Annotated in this window: 19 protein-coding genes; 11 read left to right on the top strand and 8 right to left on the bottom strand. The window is 43.9% G+C overall.

All coding sequences use genetic code 11. The features are described 5' to 3' along the window. Positions 1-21: 21 nt before the first annotated feature. Positions 22-846 carry a 3'-5' exonuclease gene (locus tag AC5JPO_RS06650; RefSeq protein WP_493843736.1) on the bottom strand — a complete coding sequence of 275 codons (825 nt, stop codon included), beginning with the start codon at positions 844-846 and terminating at the stop codon, positions 22-24. 54 nt (positions 847-900) lie between these two features. After that, on the bottom strand, positions 901-1,863 hold the full coding sequence (cysM, locus tag AC5JPO_RS06645) for a cysteine synthase CysM (protein ID WP_493853595.1): 963 nt from the start codon (positions 1,861-1,863) through the stop codon (positions 901-903). Positions 1,864-2,496: 633 nt separating this feature from the next. Between cysM and AC5JPO_RS06640 the strand changes: the two genes are divergently transcribed. The 10 genes from AC5JPO_RS06640 to tsf all read left to right on the top strand — a co-directional run bounded on the left by AC5JPO_RS06640 (position 2,497) and on the right by tsf (position 15,989). Then, the gene (locus AC5JPO_RS06640; RefSeq protein ID WP_493853594.1) at positions 2,497-6,069 is read left to right on the top strand and encodes an ATP-binding protein; all 3,573 of its coding nucleotides are present in this window, start codon (positions 2,497-2,499) and stop codon (positions 6,067-6,069) included. A gap of 165 nt (positions 6,070-6,234) precedes the next feature. Next, complete coding sequence (locus AC5JPO_RS06635; RefSeq protein ID WP_493853593.1) at positions 6,235-7,047, top strand: crotonase/enoyl-CoA hydratase family protein; 813 nt, start codon at positions 6,235-6,237, stop codon at positions 7,045-7,047. A gap of 368 nt (positions 7,048-7,415) precedes the next feature. Continuing rightward, positions 7,416-8,675, top strand: a complete 1,260-nt coding sequence (locus AC5JPO_RS06630) for a multidrug effflux MFS transporter (RefSeq protein ID WP_493853592.1) — start codon at positions 7,416-7,418, stop codon at positions 8,673-8,675. 368 nt (positions 8,676-9,043) lie between these two features. Continuing rightward, a complete protein-coding gene (locus AC5JPO_RS06625) occupies positions 9,044-9,913 on the top strand; it encodes a substrate-binding periplasmic protein (protein WP_319051890.1) in 870 nt (289 codons plus the stop codon). Positions 9,914-9,925: 12 nt separating this feature from the next. Continuing rightward, a complete protein-coding gene (locus AC5JPO_RS06620; RefSeq protein WP_493853591.1) occupies positions 9,926-12,133 on the top strand; it encodes an ATP-binding protein in 2,208 nt (735 codons plus the stop codon). A gap of 60 nt (positions 12,134-12,193) precedes the next feature. Then, positions 12,194-12,556: a response regulator gene (locus tag AC5JPO_RS06615; protein WP_087814005.1), complete on the top strand. Its 363-nt coding sequence runs from the start codon at positions 12,194-12,196 to the stop codon at positions 12,554-12,556. A gap of 30 nt (positions 12,557-12,586) precedes the next feature. After that, the gene (locus tag AC5JPO_RS06610; RefSeq protein ID WP_319051888.1) at positions 12,587-13,036 is read left to right on the top strand and encodes a chemotaxis protein CheX; all 450 of its coding nucleotides are present in this window, start codon (positions 12,587-12,589) and stop codon (positions 13,034-13,036) included. 48 nt (positions 13,037-13,084) lie between these two features. Further along, complete coding sequence (locus AC5JPO_RS06605) at positions 13,085-13,534, top strand: chemotaxis protein CheX (protein ID WP_319051887.1); 450 nt, start codon at positions 13,085-13,087, stop codon at positions 13,532-13,534. 409 nt (positions 13,535-13,943) lie between these two features. Further along, positions 13,944-14,732 (top strand): 30S ribosomal protein S2, encoded by a 789-nt coding sequence (gene rpsB, locus AC5JPO_RS06600; RefSeq protein WP_493853590.1) that lies wholly within the window; start codon positions 13,944-13,946, stop codon positions 14,730-14,732. A gap of 375 nt (positions 14,733-15,107) precedes the next feature. Next, a complete protein-coding gene (gene tsf, locus AC5JPO_RS06595) occupies positions 15,108-15,989 on the top strand; it encodes a translation elongation factor Ts (RefSeq protein ID WP_201607368.1) in 882 nt (293 codons plus the stop codon). 210 nt (positions 15,990-16,199) lie between these two features. Here tsf and AC5JPO_RS06590 read toward each other — a convergent pair whose 3' ends face one another. The 4 genes from AC5JPO_RS06590 to hflX form a co-directional block, all read right to left on the bottom strand. Continuing rightward, positions 16,200-17,012: a lytic transglycosylase domain-containing protein gene (locus AC5JPO_RS06590; protein ID WP_493853589.1), complete on the bottom strand. Its 813-nt coding sequence runs from the start codon at positions 17,010-17,012 to the stop codon at positions 16,200-16,202. A gap of 582 nt (positions 17,013-17,594) precedes the next feature. Next, the gene (locus AC5JPO_RS06585) at positions 17,595-18,284 is read right to left on the bottom strand and encodes an LrgB family protein (RefSeq protein ID WP_493853588.1); all 690 of its coding nucleotides are present in this window, start codon (positions 18,282-18,284) and stop codon (positions 17,595-17,597) included. A 16-nt stretch (positions 18,285-18,300) separates the two neighbouring features. Beyond that, a complete protein-coding gene (locus tag AC5JPO_RS06580) occupies positions 18,301-18,735 on the bottom strand; it encodes a CidA/LrgA family protein (RefSeq protein ID WP_493853587.1) in 435 nt (144 codons plus the stop codon). Positions 18,736-19,062: 327 nt separating this feature from the next. Beyond that, the gene (gene hflX, locus AC5JPO_RS06575) at positions 19,063-20,490 is read right to left on the bottom strand and encodes a ribosome rescue GTPase HflX (RefSeq protein ID WP_443525480.1); all 1,428 of its coding nucleotides are present in this window, start codon (positions 20,488-20,490) and stop codon (positions 19,063-19,065) included. Positions 20,491-20,796: 306 nt separating this feature from the next. On the opposite strand from hflX, the gene AC5JPO_RS06570 reads away from it, so the two are divergent. Further along, positions 20,797-21,597, top strand: coding sequence for a lysophospholipid acyltransferase family protein (locus tag AC5JPO_RS06570; RefSeq protein ID WP_493843728.1), 801 nt, complete (start codon positions 20,797-20,799; stop codon positions 21,595-21,597). A 168-nt stretch (positions 21,598-21,765) separates the two neighbouring features. Here AC5JPO_RS06570 and AC5JPO_RS06565 read toward each other — a convergent pair whose 3' ends face one another. Both AC5JPO_RS06565 and AC5JPO_RS06560 read right to left on the bottom strand, forming a co-directional pair. Next, on the bottom strand, positions 21,766-22,806 hold the full coding sequence (locus AC5JPO_RS06565) for an aldo/keto reductase (RefSeq protein ID WP_493853586.1): 1,041 nt from the start codon (positions 22,804-22,806) through the stop codon (positions 21,766-21,768). A 65-nt stretch (positions 22,807-22,871) separates the two neighbouring features. Then, complete coding sequence (locus AC5JPO_RS06560; RefSeq protein WP_493853585.1) at positions 22,872-23,369, bottom strand: FKBP-type peptidyl-prolyl cis-trans isomerase; 498 nt, start codon at positions 23,367-23,369, stop codon at positions 22,872-22,874. Positions 23,370-23,387: the final 18 nt, after the last annotated feature.

Here is a 23,387-nt window from a genome sequence, read left to right as displayed (position 1 = left end):
AAGCTGCTGATCGTACTATGGCTATAATGTGGGTGCCGATGACCAGTCAGCGATAAACTCTTGGTGCCGCGGACTACCATCTGCCTGGGTATACTGTGCTAGATAGTCGTAGCTCTGCTGTTGCCAAGCATCGAAGCCTGGTGAGGATAACTGTCCTGTAAGACGTAACCAGCGTAGATAGATAAGCCATGTGTTCATCACATCAGACTCACAGTAGATAGATAAGGTCTGCCAGTCACCACTCTCGACTAGAGCACCGACCATGCTACCATCAACGTCAGTCTTGCCTGGTAAGCCATATAAACTGGCGACGATATCCATAGCTTCGCGGCGGCTGGCACCGTATTGACTAAATCTGTCCATCAAATCAAGGTGACGCGTGTGGAAGCGATTGACATAGTTATCAAAACGCATGTTCTTGATGCGTTCGCCTTCTTCAAACAGCCATGGCGCCGATAAATCGTACTGCATCGCACGATATATCAGTACAGGGATGTCAAAGCCCGAACCATTCCAGCTGATGAGCTGTGGCAATGTCTCAACATCGCTAAACGCTCGAAAAAACTTAGCAAGTATGTCTTTTTCGCTAAACTTATCTGCAGTTAACGAAAACAACGATAACTTACCGTCTTTGATATATAACGCTGAGATACAGACAATACGCTGTAGTGGCAAGCGCATAAAGTCATGCCCTGCCTCTTGCGTCCGGATTGCCGTCAGCGCACTCAACGTATCTGCATCGTTGAGCTGCGCCAGCTGCGGATAGATACGACGCGCAGCATCAATATCGGCAACCGTCTCGATATCAAAGACGAGTATAGGGTCAGATGGTAGCGATTGTGACATGAATAATCCTAACTATTTATCAGCTTACTATTTGTAAGATAGCTGGTTATAAGCTTAATTGGTGGCGTCATCTATAGCGCTATCATCGACGCTGTATAGACCGGTTGATAAATAACGATCTCCACGATCGCAGACAATAAAGGCAATAACAGCATCAGGATTGTTTTTGGCTACTTGCGTTGCTGCCCAAGTAGCAGCGCCTGAGGATACACCAGCAAAAATCCCTTCGTTCTTCGCCAATTTGCGCATATAAATCTCAGCAATGTTCTGATCGACATCCATGATGTCATCTACTAAGTCTGCGTCAAAGATACCTGGCATATATGCAGCAGGCCAACGACGGATGCCCGCAATAGAGGCTTCTTCATCGGGTTGCAAGCCAATGATTTGAACATCTGGATTTTGTTCTTTTAGATACCGTGAGACACCTGTGATGGTGCCTGTGGTACCCATTGAGCTAATAAAATGAGTGATTTTACCTTCGGTTTGTGCCCATAGCTCAGGCCCTGTGGTTAGGTAATGTGCTTGGCTATTATCAGGGTTGTTAAACTGATCCAACACGATGCCTTTGCCATCGGTTTGCATCTGTAATGCCAAGTCACGTGCCGCTTCCATACCTTCATCTACTTCGATCAACGTCGCGCCATAAGCAATCATAGCGTCTTTGCGTTCTTGCGTTGAGTTGGTTGGCATTAGCAAGGTGATTGGATAACCGCGCATCGCCGCGACCATGGCTAGCGCAATACCAGTATTGCCACTAGTTGCTTCAATCAACATGTCACCAGGCTTGATATCACCGCGCTGTTCAGCTTGATAGATCATATTAAAGGCAGGGCGATCCTTTACAGAACCAGCAGGGTTGTTGCCTTCGAGTTTAGCCAATAGCGTGGCACCATTGCCGATGTGCTCTTGCTCGGCCAGGCGCTGTAATTTGACCAGTGGCGTCTGACCGACACAGTCAGCAAGCGTGGTCACTTGAGTGATAAAGTTGGTGTTTGATATGGCCGTAGCGGACATAAGGGATCCTTATTTATTTTTTAGAATACTTTTTGGGTAACCGTTTTAGATAGGGTTACTGTTTTTATTGTTTGATAATAATTCGAGACAGCTGTTTTGTATATTGGTTTATGGTGAGAAGCAAACCAAAACGTGAAGGCAGTAGAATACGCTCCCATACGTGTTGACTATGAGCGATCTATTGTGGCAAATAAAAAGTTGCGTCATTATATCATTTTGTTTTCAGCTGCGCTTATCGCATGAAGGAATAATAGTGACTGAGTTAATTTGTTAGCTACCTAAGATATTAATGAATAGGTAAATACCAGTCGTGATACAGCGTTTTGGTATCGTTAGTGCTGAGTGCGATTAAGATGAAAATATGTAGTAGGGCTTATCATTTCTGATCGATTGTCGTAGTAGTTACCGTGGCTGTCCGAGCGAGCCTGAGTTAAAGGAACATGAAACGAGAGAACCTAAGTGATGTAATTCTTAATGATTAACCGTCATTTATAGAATCCTGTTAAGATAATCTCAAGCGTACAACAATATATTGTGTGAAGAACTAGGCTAGCAAAGTTAATCGCTTGGACCACGCATGTTAGAAGCAGCATCAAAATTCACTGCAAAAATTCGGTAGAGAGTAGGGCGAGCATGGCATATAGAAAACGTTTCGATACCAGTAGTGCTTATGGCCAGTTGGTCATACTGGTGTTTTTGCCCATCTGTGTGTTGGCAGCGGTGGGTGGTATTTTGGTGTTTCACGAAACTATGCGTGCTAGTGACTCAGAGCAAGAAGTGTTGGCTGAAGCGGTACTTATTCGCTATACACCAGTTATCGCTGAGCTAATCCCTGATCTGTTAGCGCAAGAGCGTCAGCAAATATGGAAAGGCACCGCTGGCGCATCGGAAACTGCAATGACTACGCTTGAAAGCATACAAGATAAACTTGGGCGTATGCAGTCTGAGCAGCATGTACAGCGTATCGCTATCATCAATGAAGGCAATCAGGTCTTGGCAACCGTTGGCTATGGTCTGAATGAAGAGTGGCCTTTAATCACTGATTCGGCAAGTTTCTTGTCACAAAAACCAACGCCGGTAGGGACGGCATATGGCAGTGTGCTGGGTGAGTTTGAAGGTCAGACCTTGTGGCTACTGGTCGATATGGATAATGAGCCTCTTTACATCGCCCGTTATCGTATTGCGATGGCACTAGTGATTACAGGGCTATTCACTATCTTAATTCTATTGCTTAGCTTAAATATCTACTCAAAACGTTGGATTGCGCCAATCTATGAGCTGCGCTTGCAGTTACAACGTACCCATGTCGACAATCTCTATCAGCCTGTGCCAGTCGAGTCAGATGGTGAGCTAAACTTATTACAGCAAGACTTGGTTAGGACGCTGCGCCGACTGCATAGGAGTTTCCAAGAGCTCAAAGACCACGCCGAGCAGACCGAAGATGACCTACGTTTGGCTTTTGATGAGATGGAGATGCAGAATATTTCTATCCGAAACGCACGTGATGCAGCAATCTCAACCAGCCAAGCCAAGTCTGCATTTCTAGCCAATATCAGTCATGAACTGCGTACCCCGCTAAACAGTATTGATGGTTTTATCAACTTGCTGGCGCGTCACGGTGAGCTAAACCCCGAGCAGGATTTGTATGTACAGACCATCCGTAAGTCTTCGGCGCACCTGCTTGCTCTAGTAAATGACGTTTTAGATTTTTCTAAAATTGAGGCTGGCAAGTTAGTGCTTGATCGCCATGAATTTGATCTTTATGACACGATATACGATGTGGTCGATATGCTCTCTCCTGTCTCTGCGGAGAAGGGTTTGCGTATGGCGGTACTGTTCTACAATGATGTGCCGATGCGTATCAATGGCGATGCGCTACGTCTTAAGCAAGTACTGACCAATATCGTCGGTAATGCTATCAAGTTCACGGATAGTGGCGATGTGGTGGTGCGAGTGAGCTTGGATGACCATCGTGATAACTATCTGATGATTAGTGTGCAGGACAGTGGTAAAGGCATCTCTCTTGCTGATCAAAAAATGCTGTTTCAAAGCTTCAGTCAAGGGGATCCATCCATCACGCGTCAATATGGCGGTACAGGACTGGGACTGGTTATCTCCAAACAGCTGACGCGTCTGATGGGCGGTGATATTGGGTTTCATGACAATGCTCAAGAAAACATCGCCAATCAAGGAGCGACGTTCTGGTTCCGTATGCCAGCTCATGTCGATGTGCTAGAAGCAGCAACTGGTCAGACCATTGAGCTACCAGTTTTGGCGCCGCTTGCGAGCGAAACCGATGAGTTTAACGTGTTGGTCTGGATTAATCATACCGCCTCAATACAAGTGCTCAAAGCAAGCTTGCAATACTTACCGATTAAGCTAACCCAAGCCAACTCACTACCAGGGGTACTTGAGTCACTAAAAGAATATGGGAATTTTTGGGATTGGGTCATTGTTGATGATGATACGCAAGACGACATGATGGCGCTGCTCAAACAAATACGTCTGCACTATCAAGGAAAGCTGGCTGTGTTTGGCTACCAAGTCGCTGCTGACCAAGCGCTGCTGAACCGTTATCACGCTAATATCTTGTATGAGCCGTTAGACAAAAGACAGCTCTATGCGATGCTTGATACGCAAAACCGCAGCGTACCAAATAGCTTACAAGCGCCGCGCTGGAAAGGGGTTACGGTACTAGCAGTTGATGATCATTTGCCAAACTTGTTGGTGTTAGATGCACTATTGAGTGAGCTTGGTATTCAAGTCATCACAGCGAGTAGTGGGTTTGATGCTATAGAGATTATCAGTAAGCAACAAACCAAAAATGTCAAAACTGCCAAAAGTGATAAGCAGAGTCTATCAAATAAGACGCAGCTCTCTAAAGCAGAAGCGCGTGATGAAGTAAATAAGAAATCAAGCACTGCGCTTTATACTGAAGATGCAGGAGTTGAAGATAAAGCCGCTGCACAAGACAAAAGTCATATCGACTTGATATTTATGGATATTCAAATGCCGCGTATGTCAGGTCACGAAGCGGCTAAGCAAATTCGTAATATTGAAACTGCTGATAGCCGTATTCCTATTATCGCGCTAACAGCGCACGGCTTAGCTGATGAGCGTGACAAGTTGATTGCCAGTGGTATCAACGACTACGTTGGTAAGCCCATTAGCCAACCGCAGTTACTACAAGTGCTACAAAAATGGCTGGGACGTACAAGCAATTCGCCACAACTTACAGCATTGTCTCATACAGACTTACAAGCATCTGGTTTACCACTCACTGACCTACAAGGCTCTGATATACAAAGTTTTGATCCACACGATAACGATCTACAAAGCTTTGACCCACAAAGTGCCGACCTGACGCATGTAGATCTTAAAGAACACGCAACGCAGTTGTCAGGTTCAAAGACAGCGCCTTATCCTATAGCCAAAGACAATGACAATGACAGGGTTAGAGGTACGCTTGATACGATAAATCAGGCAAAAGTTACTCGGCCTTTATCATTGAAAAAAATTCGGGATGATTACTTACGTGACAGCCAGCCTCGAGAGGATTATAGACGAGAAACGACGCGTGAGAACCAGCCACGCTACGGAGGAGTACGCCTGCATAATCAAGGACGCGCGCCGTTATTAGACTCACAAGCGGCACCTATAGCGTATGCTTCTGAAGATATGGGTGCGAGTATAGATGAGAGAGTTTATGAGCAAGCAGATCATAATCTGCATCAAAACTTACACCAGACCCTAAATCAAGACTTAAATCAACAAAACGTAAGTACGACCGAAGATACGTCTGAGATTTTAGACTGGCAAGATGCACTGACTCGATCAGCAAATAAACCTGATCTAGCAGCGAAGCTTATCATCATGATGATTGATACGATCAATGAGGAAAAGCAAGCATTGACTCAAGCATGGGAAGCACGTGACCGTAGCCTATTGGCACAAATCGCGCACCGTATACTGGGTGGTAGTCGTTACACAGGTGTACCGCAGTTGCGTCAGGCCAGTCAGGACTTGGAGGACAAGTGCTTATTAAATGTGCAGCATACGACACCAGTACAGTTTGCGATGATTGAGCCGTATTACGAGGCATTACTTACGGCGCTGAATAATTTACAGAGTGTTGATTTGTCTGCTTATCCGCAGCTCAATTATCATCGTTTGAGCGAAAACGATATGACATGGAAAATGATATAAAGCGATCCATCATCCCGTTATTTGACTATTTATTGCTTGAATATAAAGCCGCTGGTTTTTCATATCGTACCGTGGCAGTCAGTTATTGCTACGGTAGAGTAGGGGTAAGCCTGCTAATATTATAACCACTACTATATTTATATTATTTCATTGATAAGGACTGTTATGAACGCGATTGCAAGTTACCAATACGAGACGTTACAGGTGAGTATTGTAGACAATATACTAACGGTCACCTTGAATCGTCCACACAAAAAAAATGCCATGAGCTTTCAAGTGATTGATGAGTTGATTACTTTGGCAGATCGAATCAGCAAAGACAAAACAATACGCGCCGTTATTTTGAAAGGTGCAGAAGGTACATTCTGTGCAGGTATTGATTTGGGTGATCTAAATCATCCAAAAAATAAAGCCTTTGCTATTTGGGAGTTGATCAAGCCTTGGCAAAGCTCGTTCCAACGAGTTTGTCTGGTATGGCGGGATTTGCCAGTACCTGTCATTGCGGTATTAGAAGGCTACTGTATTGGTGCTGGGCTACAGTTGGCCCTGGCTTGTGACGTACGCATTAGCCATCCTGATTGTCAGTTATCTATCATGGAAGCCAAATGGGGCTTGGTACCGGATATGGGTCTGACGCAATCGGCGTTTGGTGTGGTGCGAGAAGACGTGTTAAAAGAGCTGGCTATGAGTGCGCGCATCGTTAATGCCAACGAAGGCAAAGATTTGGGGCTCATTAGCCATTGTAGCGATACTCCGCTGGAGCAAGCACAAGAGCTAGCGGCTGAGTTTGCTGAACGTTCCCCTGATGCGGTGTTAGCAAGCAAGCGAGTCATCAATGCGATGTACGAGCAACCTACGGCAACCTTATACAAAGAAAAAGTGTGGCAGTTTAAGATGATGATCGGACGTAATCGTAAGCTTGCACTTAGAAAAGCAAAACAAGCCAGTACCGTATTTAGTAAACGTCAGTTCCGCTAATACGCTTTTACTATAATCAAAGATAAATTAGATAAGCTAGATATTTTCTTCCAAGCTATTTAACCTAAATATTTCTAATCTCAATAGTTTATACCTGTACTTTTTAACCAGTGTTTTTAGTGCTATTTAGGTAAAAGGCACACCAGACATATTTTGATAAATGATTGCGATTTCTTTTAGTTGTTGAGGCATGTTTCACTAGCAGTTCACAGCTATTGAAATACAGGCAGATAGCACGATATAACACTGTCCGCTTGCACAGCTGCAAGTAAAGATGCACTATTGTTGTTAAAAGTGACTCTCTACTCTGCGCTTATAATTAGCACCTAAACACCAAAGCAATCATCACTATATAAAACGGTCCAAATATGTCTGCCTCAAAACCTTCTCTGCCCAATAAACCTATCGCCTCTGAACGCGTACGCTCTGCTGATCTGCCTATCGCCTGGATTATGATGCTTGGGTTGATGGTTGCGGTAGGCCCCTTGTCTATCGACATGTACCTACCTGCATTGCCCTCTATGGCAGATGATTTTGGTGTATCTACGGCGTTTATGGCCAACTCTGTGCCAGCGTATTTTTTAGGTCTGGTATTTGGTCAGCTATTCTACGGACCTTTTAGCGATCGTGTTGGTCGCGTCAAACCGTTGTATATAGGTATGACGCTGTATGTGATTGCCTCTATCTTGTGTGCAACCACCAATAACGAATACGTGCTGTTTGCAGGTCGTACTTTGCAAGCTTTAGGCGCTTGTGTAGGGGCAGTGGTGACGCGTGCTGCTATTCGTGATCGTCTCACAGCCAAACAGACTGCAAAAGCCTTTTCGATCATGATATTGGTCATGGGCTTAGCACCTATATTGGCGCCATCGCTGGGTGCATTATTCCTACAGTTCTTTGATTGGCATTCTATATTTTGGTTCTTAGCTGCTTTTGGTGCGCTAAACTTACTATTGACCAAGTTTTTCTTCTTCGAAACTTTGACCGAAGAAAACCGTAATGTACGCCCTGCAAGAGAAGTGCTCAGTCAGTATTGGGATCTACTAAAAGATCCAACCTTTAACTATCCAGCCATTGGTGGTGGGTTATTGATGGGTGCGATGTTTGTCTACATCAGCTCAGCGTCTGAGCTGATCATGGATACGTATGGCGTATCAGCGACACATTTTGGCTGGCTGTTTGGGATGAATGCAGCAGGTTTTGTGGGTTTGACTCAGCTAAACCAATGGCTTACCAACCGATTTCGTATTTTGAGTATTCTACGGTTTGGCGCCATGATGCAGGTCATTTCTGCAGGCGTGTTGTTTGTGATAGGTCTGTTTTTAGGGACGGATGCTTGGCTGCCCTTAGTGCTGGCATGTATTTTCTTTTGTATTGCAGGTCTGGGTTTGACCCAGCCTAATGCATCAGCAATTGCATTGGCATTTCAAAAGCGCCGTGCTGGTATGGCAAGTGCACTACAAGGATCGCTTATGTTTTCAGTAGGTATTTTTGGTGGGTTATTACTCAATCTATTTCCCGTCAACCCTGTACTCAAGATCGGTATTGCGATGTTTTCTCTTATGAGTATTGGCTCGTTTTTGATTTGGCAAATAGACCGTAATCTCAATCTGGACGATGCGGAGTAGCTAAAGCATTAGACGACAAGTCAGCTACATTCTAAAAATCCCTTATATGCTCGACGCATATAAGGGATTTTTTGTTCTTAGAGTTTTACATATCAATGCTCACTAGATACAAAGGCTCGTTCCCAAGAAAACTTATTTACAATTCATATAGACAATTTTATAAAACACACATTTTTAAAAATTTATAGATATCAGTGACCTATAACTAATTATACATAATTGCCAAACATTATTATTGCAATTGTAAAGTTAGGTAAGTATTATCTGAACGTAACTTTCTGTAAGTAAGTATTATAGGGATATTGCCTAACCTTTCTGAATTGTCATTCAATAAAATGTACAACAACGCTAAGCTCTAAGGGTAGATTATGATGCAGTTATACCGAGTGTTACCAGTGATATTGAGTGTTGGCCTATTTGGCTGTGGTGAGTCTTCCACACAAGAAAACACCAGTACACCAGTAACAGAGAACAAGGACAGTTTCGTGAGTGAACTGCCTGATACCGCACCAACTTTGAAAGTGGCTACAACCGGGACGATGCCTCCATTTTCGTTCCAAGACGATTACGGCAATATGCAAGGCATTGATATCGATTCAATCCGTGCTATTGGAGAAGAGCAAGGCTTTAAGGTCGAGTTTTACAAAGAAACTTGGCAAAATATGTTTGACAGTGTGGCCTCAGGTGGCCGTGATATCGCGATATCAGGTATCTCATATAAAGACGATCGTGCGGTAAAGTACGGTTTATCTACCCCTTACTTCTTTAATCCCTCCTCTATCATGTATGCCAAAAGCAATGTCACCATCAATGACATACAGGACTTGCAGGGTATGCACGTCGCTGCTATGGAAGGCTCAAAGCAAGAAGACCAACTGAATGCTATGGGCAAATATAGCGATATGACCACGCGAAGTACCGCTTATTTATTGTATGAAGATTTGATGCAAGGCAAAGTAGATGTCATCTTGCATGACTTGCCAATTCTACAGTTCACTGCAAAAAACCATCCTGAGTACGATGTGACTATCGTTCCTTATGAAGGGCAGGACAACCCTTCAGCACAGCAGGTTATTTTGATGGCCAAAGGCAACAATGAGCTGATCAACAATGTGAATGAAGGTATTGCTAAGCTCAAGCAAAAAGGGACGTTTAAAGAGATTGAGACGCGCTGGTTGGGTGGTACTGAACCTGCAGATAATAGCGCTTCTGACACTACTACCACGCAATTGAACTAAGGAATTCTGCAGATGGCAACCACACCAAATGTTGACAACAAGCGCTATCAAGGTCTAATCATTTCAATTGCACTATTCTTATCTTTGATTGGTGCTTTGCTAGCGTTTACGTTTTATACCTCGAGTCTACTAGAAAGAAACACGGCTTTAATTGACCAAACCAACCAAGTTGCCAATAGTGCACAGGCTGTAATTAAAGATCTTTTTGACTTAGACAGTAGTTATGGTGAGGATACTAAGTCCCCACACATACAACGAGTATTGAGTCGTCTAGAAGAAAACACGGCACTGATTACCAGCTCTATTGCTGCAATCCAGCAGGGCGGTACAATCACAGATACGCAAGGCAATAGTTATGATCTGCCAAACATTGATAGCAATGCGCAAGCAAACATTGCCGCTGCCAATGAGCAATGGACAACACTAGAACCCAAGATCCAAGCCTATCTAAAAGATGCTGATAATGTGATGGTGCCTTCTGCCGATGAATTGACTCAGGCAGTTGAACAGGCAAAAACATCAAGTTTGTTTATTAACGAATCTTTAGACAGTTTGACAAGAGACGTATTTGATAGCGCAGAGCGTCAAGCGACGACCATTCGTCTTATCCAGATACTGGGTGTTGCTGCGATCTTTACCTACTTCCTAATCTTCGTATTCTTCTTTGTACGCCGCTTGCGTGAAACAGATGCTGAAGCCTTTGCTGCTCGTCGCGAGACGCAAGAGATTATGGAAACGGTAAATACAGGTCTATTCTTGCTTGATAAAGATCTAAATATTGGACAGCAGCATTCGCGCGCGCTTAACAATATTATCGGTTCTGATAGACTGGCTGGAGAGAACTTTACCAATGTATTGCGTGGTCGTATTTCTGATAAAGACCTAAATACCACACAGCAATTTATTGAACAGCTATACAACCCTCGAGTTAAAGAAAAACTGGTTGATTCACTCAATCCGCTACACAAAGTCATGCTACACAACGTGTCTGATAACAAAAATCTTGATAACCGCTTCTTAGATTTTAAATTCTCACGTGTATATGATAATAAAGATATCGCGCGTATCTTGGTCAACGTAAATGATGTATCAGATGCCGTCTATCTAGAACAGCGTCTAGAAAAAGAGCGTTCACAAAACGATATGCAGATTGAGATGTTGACGACTATCTTGAATGTAAATCCAAAGATCATCAACGAATTCATTGGCAATACCCAAGCGCATATTGAGAAGATGAACAACATCTTAAAAAATCCAGGCAGCTCGCAGTACGAACTTGAGAACAAGCTAAAAGCGATTTATCGCGAGATGCACAGCTTAAAAGGTGAGGCCTCGGCACTGAAGCTGCATAGCTTTACTAAGATTGCCTCGGATGCTGAAGATAAGTTACATGCGCTGCAGAACCAAAGCCAGTTGTCTGGTAATGACTTCTTGCCACTAGCAGTACACTTGGATGATCTGCTCAGCCTATCAAACACTATCGCAACGTTAGGCGAGCGTATCAATCGCTCAGCACCACCAAAAACAGCCACCACGCCGTTGACATCAGATGATGCTGTGGCAACAAATAGCGTACCAGTCACTGCAACCCGTCAGCCTGTGAGTCAGTCAATCGGTAATATCAGCATTGGTGGCGGTCTAGACATTGATTTGGACAGTAATACAGAAGAAGATCGTTTGTCTTTTTATAGTGAGTTTGCAAAAGAGATCGCTGCAAGACAAGGTAAGCAAGTACAGTTAAAGAGTAATACACTGGTGCAAACTGACATCCCAGCACATCTCGCAAAACCAGTCAAAGAGATCAGTATTCAATTGCTACGTAACGCAGTCGTGCACGGTATCGAAACACCAAGCACTCGCCAAGCAGCGGGCAAGACTGACGTTGGTACGATTGATCTAGAAGTACAAGATAACGGTTCAGACTTTGTGCTGATTGTACAAGATGATGGTCAAGGTATCGACTATGACAGCATCCGAAATAAGCTGAGTGCAGAAGGTCGTTTTAGTGCGGAAGAAGCGAGCCAGCTCAGTCAAGGCGATTTGCTCAAGCAGTTATTTTCTTCTGGGTTCTCAACCAAAGAGCACGCAGATGAAGATGGTGGTCGCGGCGTTGGACTTGATATTATCAAAGCGCAAGTCAAAGAGTATGATGGCAAGCTTAATGTAAACAGTGAACTGGGTCAGATGACACGGTTTGTCATTACGTTACCTAAAGCTTAACTACACAGTAAATATATTGTCAGGGACGACAAGCACTTCATTAAAGGTAATAGATAAGTTATGCATAAATTAATGATTGTTGATGATTCAAATATTATTAGAAACCGCATTCAGCGCGCGTATGATTCAGGTCAGTTCATGCTAGTTGCGACAGCAACCAGCGGGGTTCAGGCTATCGAAAAATTCAATATTCATCGTCCTGATGTTATTACGATGGATCTGACCATGCCACAAATGGATGGACTAGAATGTATCGAAAAAATTATTGCGATTGATCCTGAAGTACGTATTTTAGTGGTGTCAGCATTGTCTGATAAAGCCACTGGTATTGAGGCGCTATCATTGGGTGCCAGCGGCTTTTTGTGCAAGCCCTTCTCAGAAGAGGAGCTTGTCGAGTCTTTGTATGAGCTGATGCAAGACTAACACCATTCATCGACTACAGCAGATATCATTATGAAAGAACAAAAGTTACAGATTTTTTTAAGCATTATTAGTAATTACTTTGATCAGTTTGGCGGAGAAGAGCTCGTTGCTGATACGCCTTATTTGTTAGAAAACAAACAGCCAAAAGTTCATGATTATACGGGTGTTATCGGTATTTCAGGTGGACAAAAAGGCGTGGTGTACTTTTCGGCAACTCATCAATTGCTGTCTTCGATTTTAGATAGCATGGGTGAAACCGATAAGAGTGATGAGAACTACATCGATTTGGCGGGTGAAGTTGCCAATACAATCGCGGGAAATGCACGTAAAGAATTTGGTTCAGAGTTTCATATCTCTGTACCATTTGTATTTAAGGGTGCGCCCCAAAGTATTGTGTTGCCGAACGATGAGCGTTCTTTTATCATTCCCATCACTTGGCACTCGCAAGTTGGCGAGATTGTGGTTTGTCTGCAGGATTAATGGTACTGCTGCCTGCTGCCACGTAATACAGATGGATATTAATATATTATGTTTAAAGTAGAAAAACTGGGTGTATTTCTAAGCTCGATCAATGCGTTTTTTTCGCAGATTGATGGCTCAGAAGTGGCTATTGATACCCCTTATTTGAATAGTAACAAGACCGCGATTGGTTTTGACTATAGCGGCGTGATTAAGATATCAGGTCCTTTAGAAGGCTGCGTCTATGTCAGTGCGCCAAGCGTGATGCTGCGCGAAGTCATTAGAGTGATGGGTGAGCCTGACTCGTCAATCACGATGATGAAAGATTTATTGGGCGAAATGGCCAATACTATCTCTGGTAACGCGCGTACAGAGTTTGGCTCAGAGTTTATTATCTCTCCGCCGCATATCGTTGAGAGTGCGCCTAGCGTCTCTTACTTGCCAAAAGACCGCCAAAGCTATATCACCCCATTCACTTGGCGTGGTCATAAAGCAGTGATTGGGATCTGTATTGCGTAATATATGCATAAAGTGGCGTCTATACAGTTGAATGAATAATAAAAAAGCGATACCAAGGTGTCGCTTTTTTTATTTTGTTAGCGCTCTATTTTGTTTTTATCTTATTGATATGCTACTAATAAACAGCTGGAGATTCAAAGGCGTTATGTGATAAAATACAGCGCAGCTATTTTTATAATTCGCTTTATAATTTGGATTTGAGTGTTTCTTGAATCTGATGATAGCTTCTTTTTTAAACCAACCAATGACACACACATCATGGCAAAAAATTGCTGGGTGTTTGGCGACTTGATTAATTTGTGAACCGTTAGTGCTTTACTAATGAAAACTAACCGGTAGCAGATGCGTGTCGCTAAATAGGCTGTTTTTGTGATGTGGAGGCATAACCCAACCAATAGGATATATTCTCATGGCTACAAAGAACCCAACCAAAATCGAAATGCGCGACTTACTACAAGCCGGCGCTCACTTTGGTCACCAAACACGTTTTTGGAACCCAAAGATGGGTCCATACATCTTTGGCGCACGTAACAAGATCCATATCATCAACCTAGAGCACACCGTAAAAGCATTCAACGAAGCGTTGACTTACGTAAACGGCCTAGCTGCTAAGAAAAACAAAGTATTGTTTGTTGGTACTAAGCGCGCTGCAAGTGGTATCGTACGTGAGCAAGCTGCTCGCGCTGGCATGCCATACGTTGACCATCGCTGGTTAGGTGGTATGTTGACTAACTGGAAAACTCTACGCCAGTCAATCAACCGTCTAAAAGAGCTAGAAAAGCAAGCAGAAGACGGTACTTTCGCTAAGCTAACTAAGCGTGAAGCGTTAGAGCGTACTCGCGATATGGAAAAACTTGAGCGTTCACTAGGCGGTATCAAAGACATGGGCGGCCTACCTGACGCTATCTTTGTAGTAGACGTAGATCATGAAGCGATCGCTATCAAAGAAGCCAAGAACTTGGGTATCCCAGTTATCGGTATCGTTGATACTAACTCTAGCCCAGACAACGTTGATTACATCATCCCAGCTAACGATGATGCTATCCGTGCTGTGACTTTGTACGTAACTTCTATGGCTGATGCTATCATCGCTGGTAAAGAATACGCACAAACTCAAGCTGGCGGCAAAGCTGAGCAAGCAGCTGCGGCTACTGAAGAAGCACCAGCTGCAGAAGAAGCTGCTACTCCAGCAGAGTAAGTAACTGAATCAAAAAGTTTAACGTTGTAAGGATACCTTGATAACACGTTTATCAGTATTCATATAATAGGTTGAACAGCGTATAAGCTCATAATAGGCATGATGTAGTTTTACTCGTCATGCCTTGTTATTGAATACGGCATTATTAATAACACCATGTGTATCAGCGAGTCGCTATCGGGCGAGTATTATCGTTCCTACTGGCTATATCGCTGTACTGTAGAGATGTTATTTTTTTGACATCAACTACGGCTATATTAGTAATCGTTCAAAACGAGCTGTCTGCTAGATTTTAAGTAATACCAAGATATCGAATAGAAATACAGCACTTAGAAGTACAGTGCTCCTATAAATAACTATACTAAGGTGACTCTTATGACAGAAGTAAAAGTATCTGCCAAAATGGTAAAAGAATTGCGTGACCGTACTGGTCTTGGCATGATGGAATGTAAAAAAGCGTTAGAAGAATCAAACGGTGATGTTGAAGTTGCCATTGATAACCTACGTAAATCTGGTCAAGCAAAAGCAGCTAAAAAAGCGGGCAACATCGCAGCTGACGGCGCTATCATCATCGCTCAAGGCGAAGGCAAAGCATTCTTATTAGAAGTTAACTGCCAAACTGACTTCGTTGCAAAAGATGATAGCTTCACTGCATTTGCAGAAAAAGTAGCTAACCTTGCACTAGAAAACAACGTCACTGACGTTGCTGCTATCTCTGCATTGCCTTATGGCGATGGCCAAACTGTAGAAGAAGCACGTGTATCACTAGTACAAAAAATTGGTGAAAACATCCAGATTCGCCGCGTTGAAACGCTTGAAGGCGCAAACATTGCATCGTACCGTCATGGTCTACGTATCGGTGTTGTTGTTTCTTATGAAGGCGGTGATGCTGACACTGGTAAGAACCTTGCAATGCACATTGCAGCGTTCAACCCTGTTGCTGTAGATGACGAAGATGTTGCGGCTGACGTACTAGCACGCGAAAAAGACATCATCGAAGCGAAAGCAAAAGAGTCTGGCAAGCCTGACAACATCATTGAAAAAATGATCGAAGGTGGCCTACGTAAATACCTAGACGAAGTAACTTTACTACGTCAGCCATACGTTATGGACAATGAGAAAAAAGTTGGTGACGTACTAAAAGCTGAAGGCGTAAAAGTACTTGGTTTCAAACGTCTAGAAGTTGGCGAAGGCATCGAGAAGAAGCAAGAAGACTTCGCTGCTGAAGTTGCTGCAACTCAGGCTGCTAACAAGTAAGCACGACGTATATTGGACAAGGCTGCGGGTGCTCAATGAGCACCCGCAACTTGGCTCTACTTTTTGTATTAAGCTAGAGTAGATCGTCCAGACACAAAAAAGCCCGTTAATCTTTTAACGGGCTTTTTTGTGTCTTAATATTTAGTTGGTGTCTAGTTAGTGAGTTCTTAGTTAGAGAGTCTTTAGACCTAATAGCATGTAAACTTAAATTTAGCGCAAAGCATCATAAGCTGAGTTAGCGTAGCTAGCACTATTCACATTACTACTGGTACCATAACTGACGTTTTGTAGACCGTTACCTGTAATGGTGCTGCCTGTCTGATTACTAGCATTGATGCTTGCACCAGATAGACCTGCATCATTTTTATACAGGCTATGATAGCGGCTCATGACCTTTTGAACATAGTTACGCGTTTCTTTAAATGGAGGAATACCGCCGTATTTATCAACATTGCCTTCGCCAGCGTTGTAACCTGCTATGGCATACTCGACGTTGTTGTTGAAGCGGCGCATGAGCCAAGCGATATATTTGGCAGAGCCTTCGATATTATCAGCAGGGTTCCAAGGATTACTTACTTTGAATCGACGGGCTGTGGCAGGCATCAACTGCATGAGGCCTTGAGCACCTACTGGCGAGCGGGCATTAGGATTAAAAGCAGATTCAGTATGCATCATCGCTTTCATCAAGCCTGGATCTACGCCATGACGTTCAGCAGAGGCGCGAATGTAGCTGTCATAAGCATTGCGGCTGCCGCTATTGCTAGCAGCGCTGCTGCCATAACTGTTGCTGCTACTGCCATTATCATACGTTTTAGAATCTTTATAATAAGTGACTTTTACTTTTTTCGTAAATTTATCAAAATTTCCACTAGGGTTTACGTTGGTCAGTAATACTTGCCCACCTTTGTCTTTATAGATATACATATTGCCAGCATTGGCAGCAACAGAAAAACTAGACAGAGCAATTGCACTTAATAAAATAGGAGACAAACAGCGAGTAATCAAAGTAGCAGTATTTATCATAGTGTTATCACTTTTCATTGAATAATGGCAAATTGTTTTGACTATAGACGCGTTGTTTTGTGCGTTTAAGCGGTTATCAGTAATGCCGGATTTTGTAGCTCATCATGAACACAGCTACTCTGCGGATACCACGTCTAATAAGAACCACTTGCAATAGATACAAAAAATAATAGTTGCTTACTATAACATATAATAACTTTTTGCCGTATTAGATTGGCAAAATAAGTTGTAAAATCAAGTTTTTACCATCGTGCAATGTAAGGTGCGTACCATGCTATAGGTTCAGAGACTTTCGAGCGAAACCCTCATATCATGCGACCTCTAATTGCTTGCAGTCTATTTCAAAGTGAATGCAACATCTTAACGCTCTAAAGTTTAATCATGATGACAATATTTAAAAATAATGCTCAGAAATAGTATTTAGGTCAGGTAGTGTCAAAAATTAAAAACAGTGCTTAGAACAGAGGTTGTAACACATACAAAGATCAAAATCGTGTTCAGCAACGGTGAAAAACGACGACAAAGCTATCGACCAGTTATTAGAGCCAGTTATTAGCGCCAGCAGGCAGAAAGGTCTAAGCGCTAAGTAATAAGGGCACTAATAAATACAGGTACCCAGATAGCAGTAACCAGACCATTGACAGCCAGTCCGAAGGCAGCGTAACGTCCAGCCGTATGACTGATTTGCCATGCCTCTACGGTACCAAATGCATGAGCGGCCAGTCCGAGCGCCAGCCCTTTGGCACGATCATCATTAACGCCGCGAAACAAAAAGCGCGCGACCGTGCCGCCGATGAGACCTGAGACAATAATAATAAGGTTAGCCATCGCTAATGGTGCTTTGATTAAATCTGCGACACTGAGTCCAATAGGCGTGGTCACAGAGCGGGTAGCGAATGCCAGTATGGTGTCATGGCTGAGCGAAAACAGATAAGCCAGCGACATGGGCAGTAGGGCGCCAACGACGCTAGCAATTGCAACGATTATAGTCAGTTTTTTGACTGGTAAGCCTTTAAAGTTCATTGCTGCTAGTGGCACGGCCAATAGTACAGTGACATATCCCAAGAGATGATCGAATACGGGCTTGGCTGCGCTATAGTAGTTGTTATAGTCCCATTGCAGTACAAACAAGAAGACCAGCACGAGAACGAGCGCGGTAATGACCATCGGTAACCAAGTCAATTTACGCGCCAAGACACGAGCAGTCACGTGTGCTACTAAAGTTAGGAGTACAGCCTCTAGGGTCGCCATCAATACGCTGTCAAAAGTCATAATATCTCTCCGCAGCTCACTGCTGTCCCTTTTGCTCACTAGTGATAACACTATCAGCATTGGCATCTTGATTTAACCAACGGTTGGCTAGTATCGCAAGCCCCCACAGTGGTATGAGTGTACTGATAAGCATCGTTATCATCACACCCCATAGCTCATCTCCTAGCGCAAATAACAACAAGCCTGCACCCGCCGAAACAGGCAAAAAAGCGAAGCCACTATCGACTAGCAAGGTGTTGCTGGCTCTAGTCATCCAGTTGGGTAATCCCTTGATCAGTCGCCATACCATTAAAATAACAAACATCGCGACCAATCCCACGATATTGGCGGCTTTTTCGATACCAGCCATTTGGCAGAGAATGACAGCAGTTTCACGAACAGCGATAACCATGGTTAGCGTTAGGATTAACGCAAGCCATAGCGGTATATGTGAGGATTGAGTAGGCTTCATAAGTAGTGTGGCCAAGTCAGATATAGATAGACTATATGCAAAAGCAAGTGAGTCATAGCGTCAAGAATACTATAGAGAGTGATGTTGTGAACATCGATAATTTTGAGATTCTGGCTTTTGGCTAGCTGATGCTATCTATCAATATTTGTTGAATGTATAACAGACGATTATATAGAGAGTGAGCCCACTAATAAAGCGTACAAGCAATAGCAATGTATATCCAAAAAAATGGACGATATCGATTGATACCGTCCATTTATGATTGAACTATATACTAAGTACTATCTGATATCACCCAATAATCAGTAGCCTTATCGGGATAATTGCCTACTTTTCTGAATCTATCGCTTCAGAGCTCAGCGCATCAAACTCGTCAAACGCCTTTTCTTCGGCTTCTGTCATCGTCGGCTCTTCAATATTGTCTACCTTCTCGAATTCCTCGAGTACCGGCATCAATAGTGTGGCTTGGGCAAGTGGTAACACATCTATTGGTTTTAGGTTGGCTTGACCAAGTAGCTGTCGCAAACGATCACTTGGTAGACGAATAGTGAGACACTCACGCCCAGTATCGTCATAGCTTTCTTCTAAGATAACGCCCAGCTCATACAAAGTGTTTTTGAACTGTCCAGCATCGTAGGGCAAGGTCAAGTCAAATGTAGTCAGCTTACCAGTAAGCAATTGCTGTACCGCAAGTGTTAGTCCTTCCATACCGAGGTTCTCTCTAGAAGAGACATAGACGCGGTTTGGCTGTCCTTCGCTAGCATAGCCGATATGGGCAGGCTCATCAGTCAGGTCGATCTTGTTATAGACATTGAGCACAGGCACATCGTTGTCAATCTCTGCCAATACTTCCTTGACTGCTTGAATTTGCTCATGCATGTCTTCACTTGATGAGTCAATGACGTGCAGCAATAAGTCCGCCTCTAGCGTCTCCTCTAACGTTGCATGGAAAGACTCAACCAGCTCATGCGGTAGATGACGGACGAAACCAACGGTATCGACCAGTACCACGCGCCCAACACCTTGCCAGTCCAAACGGCGCAGCGTCGGATCTAGCGTGGCAAATAGCTTATCAGCAGCGTAGATGTTTTCATCGACCAAGCGGTTGAACAACGTCGATTTACCCGCATTGGTATAACCGACCAGTGAGATAGTCGGCACATCAGATTTTTGTCGACGCGCACGGCCCTGTGCGCGGGTTTGACGAACTTTTTCTAGTTTGCTTTTGAGCTGATTGACGCGAGTCTGTAGTAGACGGCGATCGGTCTCAAGCTGGGTCTCACCAGGTCCACGCAGACCAATACCACCTTTTTGACGCTCCAAATGCGTCCAACCACGTACCAGACGGGTTGATAGGTGGTTGAGCTGCGCCAACTCTACTTGCAGCTTACCTTCGTAGGTACGGGCACGCTGGGCAAAAATATCCAAAATCAAACCCGTACGATCCAACACGCGACACTTCACTAGCGCTTCGATATTACGCTCCTGTGAAGGAGACAAGCTGTGGTTAAACAGTACGATATCGGCATCGTGCTCGCGTACCATTTCTGCAATTTCTTCTGCTTTGCCGCTACCGACGAAGTACTTGGCATCAGGACGTGAGCGTGAGCCCGTAACCAGTGCCAAACGATCGGCACCTGCCGAATCAGCCAATAGCTCAAATTCGCCCAGATCGTCAGGATCTTGAATTTGGCGGATGTCTAAATGTACTAAAATGGCGCGCTCGCCGCCTTCATGTCTTTCAAAATAATCCAAAGAGTATCACCTATTTAATAAAGTAAATGTCTCGCTATCATCAGCTTAGTAAGCCTTGTCGTAGCGTTCATATGGTTCTCTATATGTGGTCTTATCACTTGATATTAAAGGGTATGAGCATAATTAGCGATAGTTTTATGTTACAGCGTTTGCTGCGGATAAGTTGTCATAAATCTGCTTTATTGACTATTTGTATAAAAGTAAACACTCACTGAGTGAACAAGCTATCACTGAGTGTGTGAACTTTGCTATACTGGGCTCGTTTTTTGACTATTAAACACCCGTTATTTAATCATGAGGGCGCAGATGAGCCAAGCTAAATCAAGCTTTTCACTCAGACGACAGTTGGGTCGCGGTAAGCAAATCGCTGGTATGACCACGACCATGGTCGGCGGTTTACGTGCGGCACAGCGTATCGGTGCATTTAAGCAGCCACCACGCGAAAAACTACCACGTTATATTCAGACGTTTTGTCGCAAGATGGTAGGCTCGTTTGGGGTAAAGGTAGTTGAAGTTGAGCCTGTAGAGCAGCTTCACGGGTTGTGGGTATCGAACCATGTCTCATGGATGGATATCCCTGTTGTTGGCACGGTAAGTCCAGCATTCTTTTTGTCCAAAGCTGAGATTGGTGAGTGGCCTGTATTTGGCAAGCTCGCTCACGCCGCAGGGACGCTTTTCATTGAGCGTGGTTCCGGTGACGCAGGCTCCGTATCCTCACAAATAGCTGATTTCTTAGCCAAAGGTTTTTCGGTGGTGTTCTTCCCTGAAGCCACCACAACCAGTGGCAAAAAAATCAAGCGCATTCATGGGACACTGCTACAATCAGCCATAGACGCTGACGTACCTATCAGACCGATTATCATCGCTTATATTGATAAAGAGGGCACCTTGAGTGACGCACTACCATACTATGGCAAACTGACCATGAAAGAGAGCATGAAAAAAGTGCTCGATAGCAAAGATGTCACCGCTTATGTCTTACCATTAGCACCGATCGATCCAAAAGGCTGTACTAAAAGTGAGCTGACCAATGTATTGCAGGCACGTATGCAAGAAGGCTTAGCAGAGCTGCATTCAAGAGTCCTTAACACACCAGTGCAGGACTGATGGTTTGTAGTAGCGAGTGCTTGTAGTGTTTGTAACATAATCTAGCCAACAAAAAGGCGCAAACCGTGAGTTATATGACTCCGATTTGCGCCTTTTTTGTGTCAGTGCTAATAGGCTAAATACAATATCACGCAGTAAACGCTATCAACACTGATGTCCTCCAACGAGCTATGGTGATGGATTAGGCTGCTGCGCATGTACCGCTTCAATAGCCTCTAACACATCTGCTGTCAGCTCTACATTGACACTATCGATGTTTGATTTGAGCTGTTCGGTCGTCGTGGCGCCAATGATGTTACTGGTGACAAAGTGACGAGAGTTCACAAAGGCTAATGACATCTGTGCCATGTCTAGACCTGCCTCAGCGGCTATCTTGGCATATTGCTCAGTGGCTGATTTGGCTTGTTCATTCACATAACGTCCGAAACGATCATACATCGTCAGACGCGCACCAGCTGGACGTTTGCCATCGAGGTATTTACCAGACAATACACCAAAACCAAGCGGTGAATACGCGAGTAGACCAACATTCTCACGATGGGCAATCTCAGCCATATTAACTTCATACAACCGGTTCAACAAACTATATGGGTTTTGTACGGTAATGGGGGCAATCAAGCCGTTTTTATCCGCTTCCCATAAGTAGCGCATGAGACCCCAGGCGGTATCGTTTGATAAGCCATAAGCACGAATGCGACCTTTTTTGATCTCGTCATTCAGCGCCTGAATAGTCTCTAGAAAAGGCGTTAAGTCATCTAATGACTGCGCTGCCATGTCTTCTGTATAGCCGCGCTGACCGAAAAAGTTTGTTTTACGCTCAGGCCAGTGTAGCTGATAGATATCGATATAATCAGTTTGGAGACGTTCAAGGTTGCCGTCAATAGCGCTACTGATATGCTGCGCGTTAAAGCGCGTTTGACCATCACGCAAAAAATCCATGGGTGATATTTTGCTAGCAAGAACAACTTTGTCACGCCGTTTGGTCTTGTCAAACCAAGTACCCATACAGCGCTCAGTATCACCCTGTTTGTCTTTGTCTGGTGGTGACGGATACATCTCGGCAGTATCCCAAAAGTTCACACCTTCAGAGAGTGCCATGTCCATTTGCTCATGAGCCTGAGCTTCATTGTTTTGCTGTCCCCAAGTCATCGTACCTAGACAGATCTTAGATACTTTTTCATCGAGTTGCGGTAATGTTTGATACTGCATGCAAGTCTCCTTTTTGACTGTTTTTTATCGATATTTATTTTTAGAGGGGTTGTACTTATTGATATTTACATCAATTTGATACCAGTAACACCAGGCGGTGTGACCTTAAAGACTTTTACTTTAAACAGAACATCTTGTCCTGCCAGTGGATGGTTAAAGTCTACTTCGACTTGGTCCTCATCGATGGCGCTGATCGTACCGGGTAGGGTGTTTTTGCCTTTATCTTCGAACTCAACCATCATACCAATCTCTGGGTTGTCAGCGACGAGCGCAAACTGAGTACGGCTAAAGTGTTGGATGTTTTCAGGATTCCACTCACCAAATGCTTGCTCTGGCTCAAGGTGTGCGGTACGAGTGTCACCGGCGCGTAGGTTCATTAGTACTTGCTCAAAACCAGGTAACAAACTCTCATCACCGATAGTCAATGACACAGGCGCATCCCGATTGAAGGTCGAGTCGATGATGGTGCCGTTTTCTAATGACACTTCGAAGTGTAGCCTTACAAGGCTACCGTAAGCGATACGAGTGTCTTCGTTTGGATTAATAAATTGAGATTGAGTCATAATAAAAAGCCATCTGTT

This window comes from Psychrobacter sp. H25 (assembly GCF_059076335.1).
This window is presented reverse-complemented; position numbering and strand designations above follow the sequence as displayed.

Excerpts from the sequence above, each read along its gene's own strand:
- AC5JPO_RS06650 (WP_493843736.1), bottom strand. The coding sequence starts at position 846 with ATGTCACAATCGCTACCATCTGACCCTATACTCGTCTTTGATATCGAG.
- cysM (WP_493853595.1), bottom strand. The coding sequence starts at position 1,863 with ATGTCCGCTACGGCCATATCAAACACCAACTTTATCACTCAAGTGACC.
- AC5JPO_RS06640 (WP_493853594.1), top strand. The coding sequence starts at position 2,497 with ATGGCATATAGAAAACGTTTCGATACCAGTAGTGCTTATGGCCAGTTG.
- AC5JPO_RS06635 (WP_493853593.1), top strand. The coding sequence starts at position 6,235 with ATGAACGCGATTGCAAGTTACCAATACGAGACGTTACAGGTGAGTATT.
- AC5JPO_RS06630 (WP_493853592.1), top strand. The coding sequence starts at position 7,416 with ATGTCTGCCTCAAAACCTTCTCTGCCCAATAAACCTATCGCCTCTGAA.
- AC5JPO_RS06625 (WP_319051890.1), top strand. The coding sequence starts at position 9,044 with ATGATGCAGTTATACCGAGTGTTACCAGTGATATTGAGTGTTGGCCTA.
- AC5JPO_RS06620 (WP_493853591.1), top strand. The coding sequence starts at position 9,926 with ATGGCAACCACACCAAATGTTGACAACAAGCGCTATCAAGGTCTAATC.
- AC5JPO_RS06615 (WP_087814005.1), top strand. The coding sequence starts at position 12,194 with ATGCATAAATTAATGATTGTTGATGATTCAAATATTATTAGAAACCGC.
- AC5JPO_RS06610 (WP_319051888.1), top strand. The coding sequence starts at position 12,587 with ATGAAAGAACAAAAGTTACAGATTTTTTTAAGCATTATTAGTAATTAC.
- AC5JPO_RS06605 (WP_319051887.1), top strand. The coding sequence starts at position 13,085 with ATGTTTAAAGTAGAAAAACTGGGTGTATTTCTAAGCTCGATCAATGCG.
- rpsB (WP_493853590.1), top strand. The coding sequence starts at position 13,944 with ATGGCTACAAAGAACCCAACCAAAATCGAAATGCGCGACTTACTACAA.
- tsf (WP_201607368.1), top strand. The coding sequence starts at position 15,108 with ATGACAGAAGTAAAAGTATCTGCCAAAATGGTAAAAGAATTGCGTGAC.
- AC5JPO_RS06590 (WP_493853589.1), bottom strand. The coding sequence starts at position 17,012 with ATGATAAATACTGCTACTTTGATTACTCGCTGTTTGTCTCCTATTTTA.
- AC5JPO_RS06585 (WP_493853588.1), bottom strand. The coding sequence starts at position 18,284 with ATGACTTTTGACAGCGTATTGATGGCGACCCTAGAGGCTGTACTCCTA.
- AC5JPO_RS06580 (WP_493853587.1), bottom strand. The coding sequence starts at position 18,735 with ATGAAGCCTACTCAATCCTCACATATACCGCTATGGCTTGCGTTAATC.
- AC5JPO_RS06570 (WP_493843728.1), top strand. The coding sequence starts at position 20,797 with ATGAGCCAAGCTAAATCAAGCTTTTCACTCAGACGACAGTTGGGTCGC.
- AC5JPO_RS06565 (WP_493853586.1), bottom strand. The coding sequence starts at position 22,806 with ATGCAGTATCAAACATTACCGCAACTCGATGAAAAAGTATCTAAGATC.
- AC5JPO_RS06560 (WP_493853585.1), bottom strand. The coding sequence starts at position 23,369 with ATGACTCAATCTCAATTTATTAATCCAAACGAAGACACTCGTATCGCT.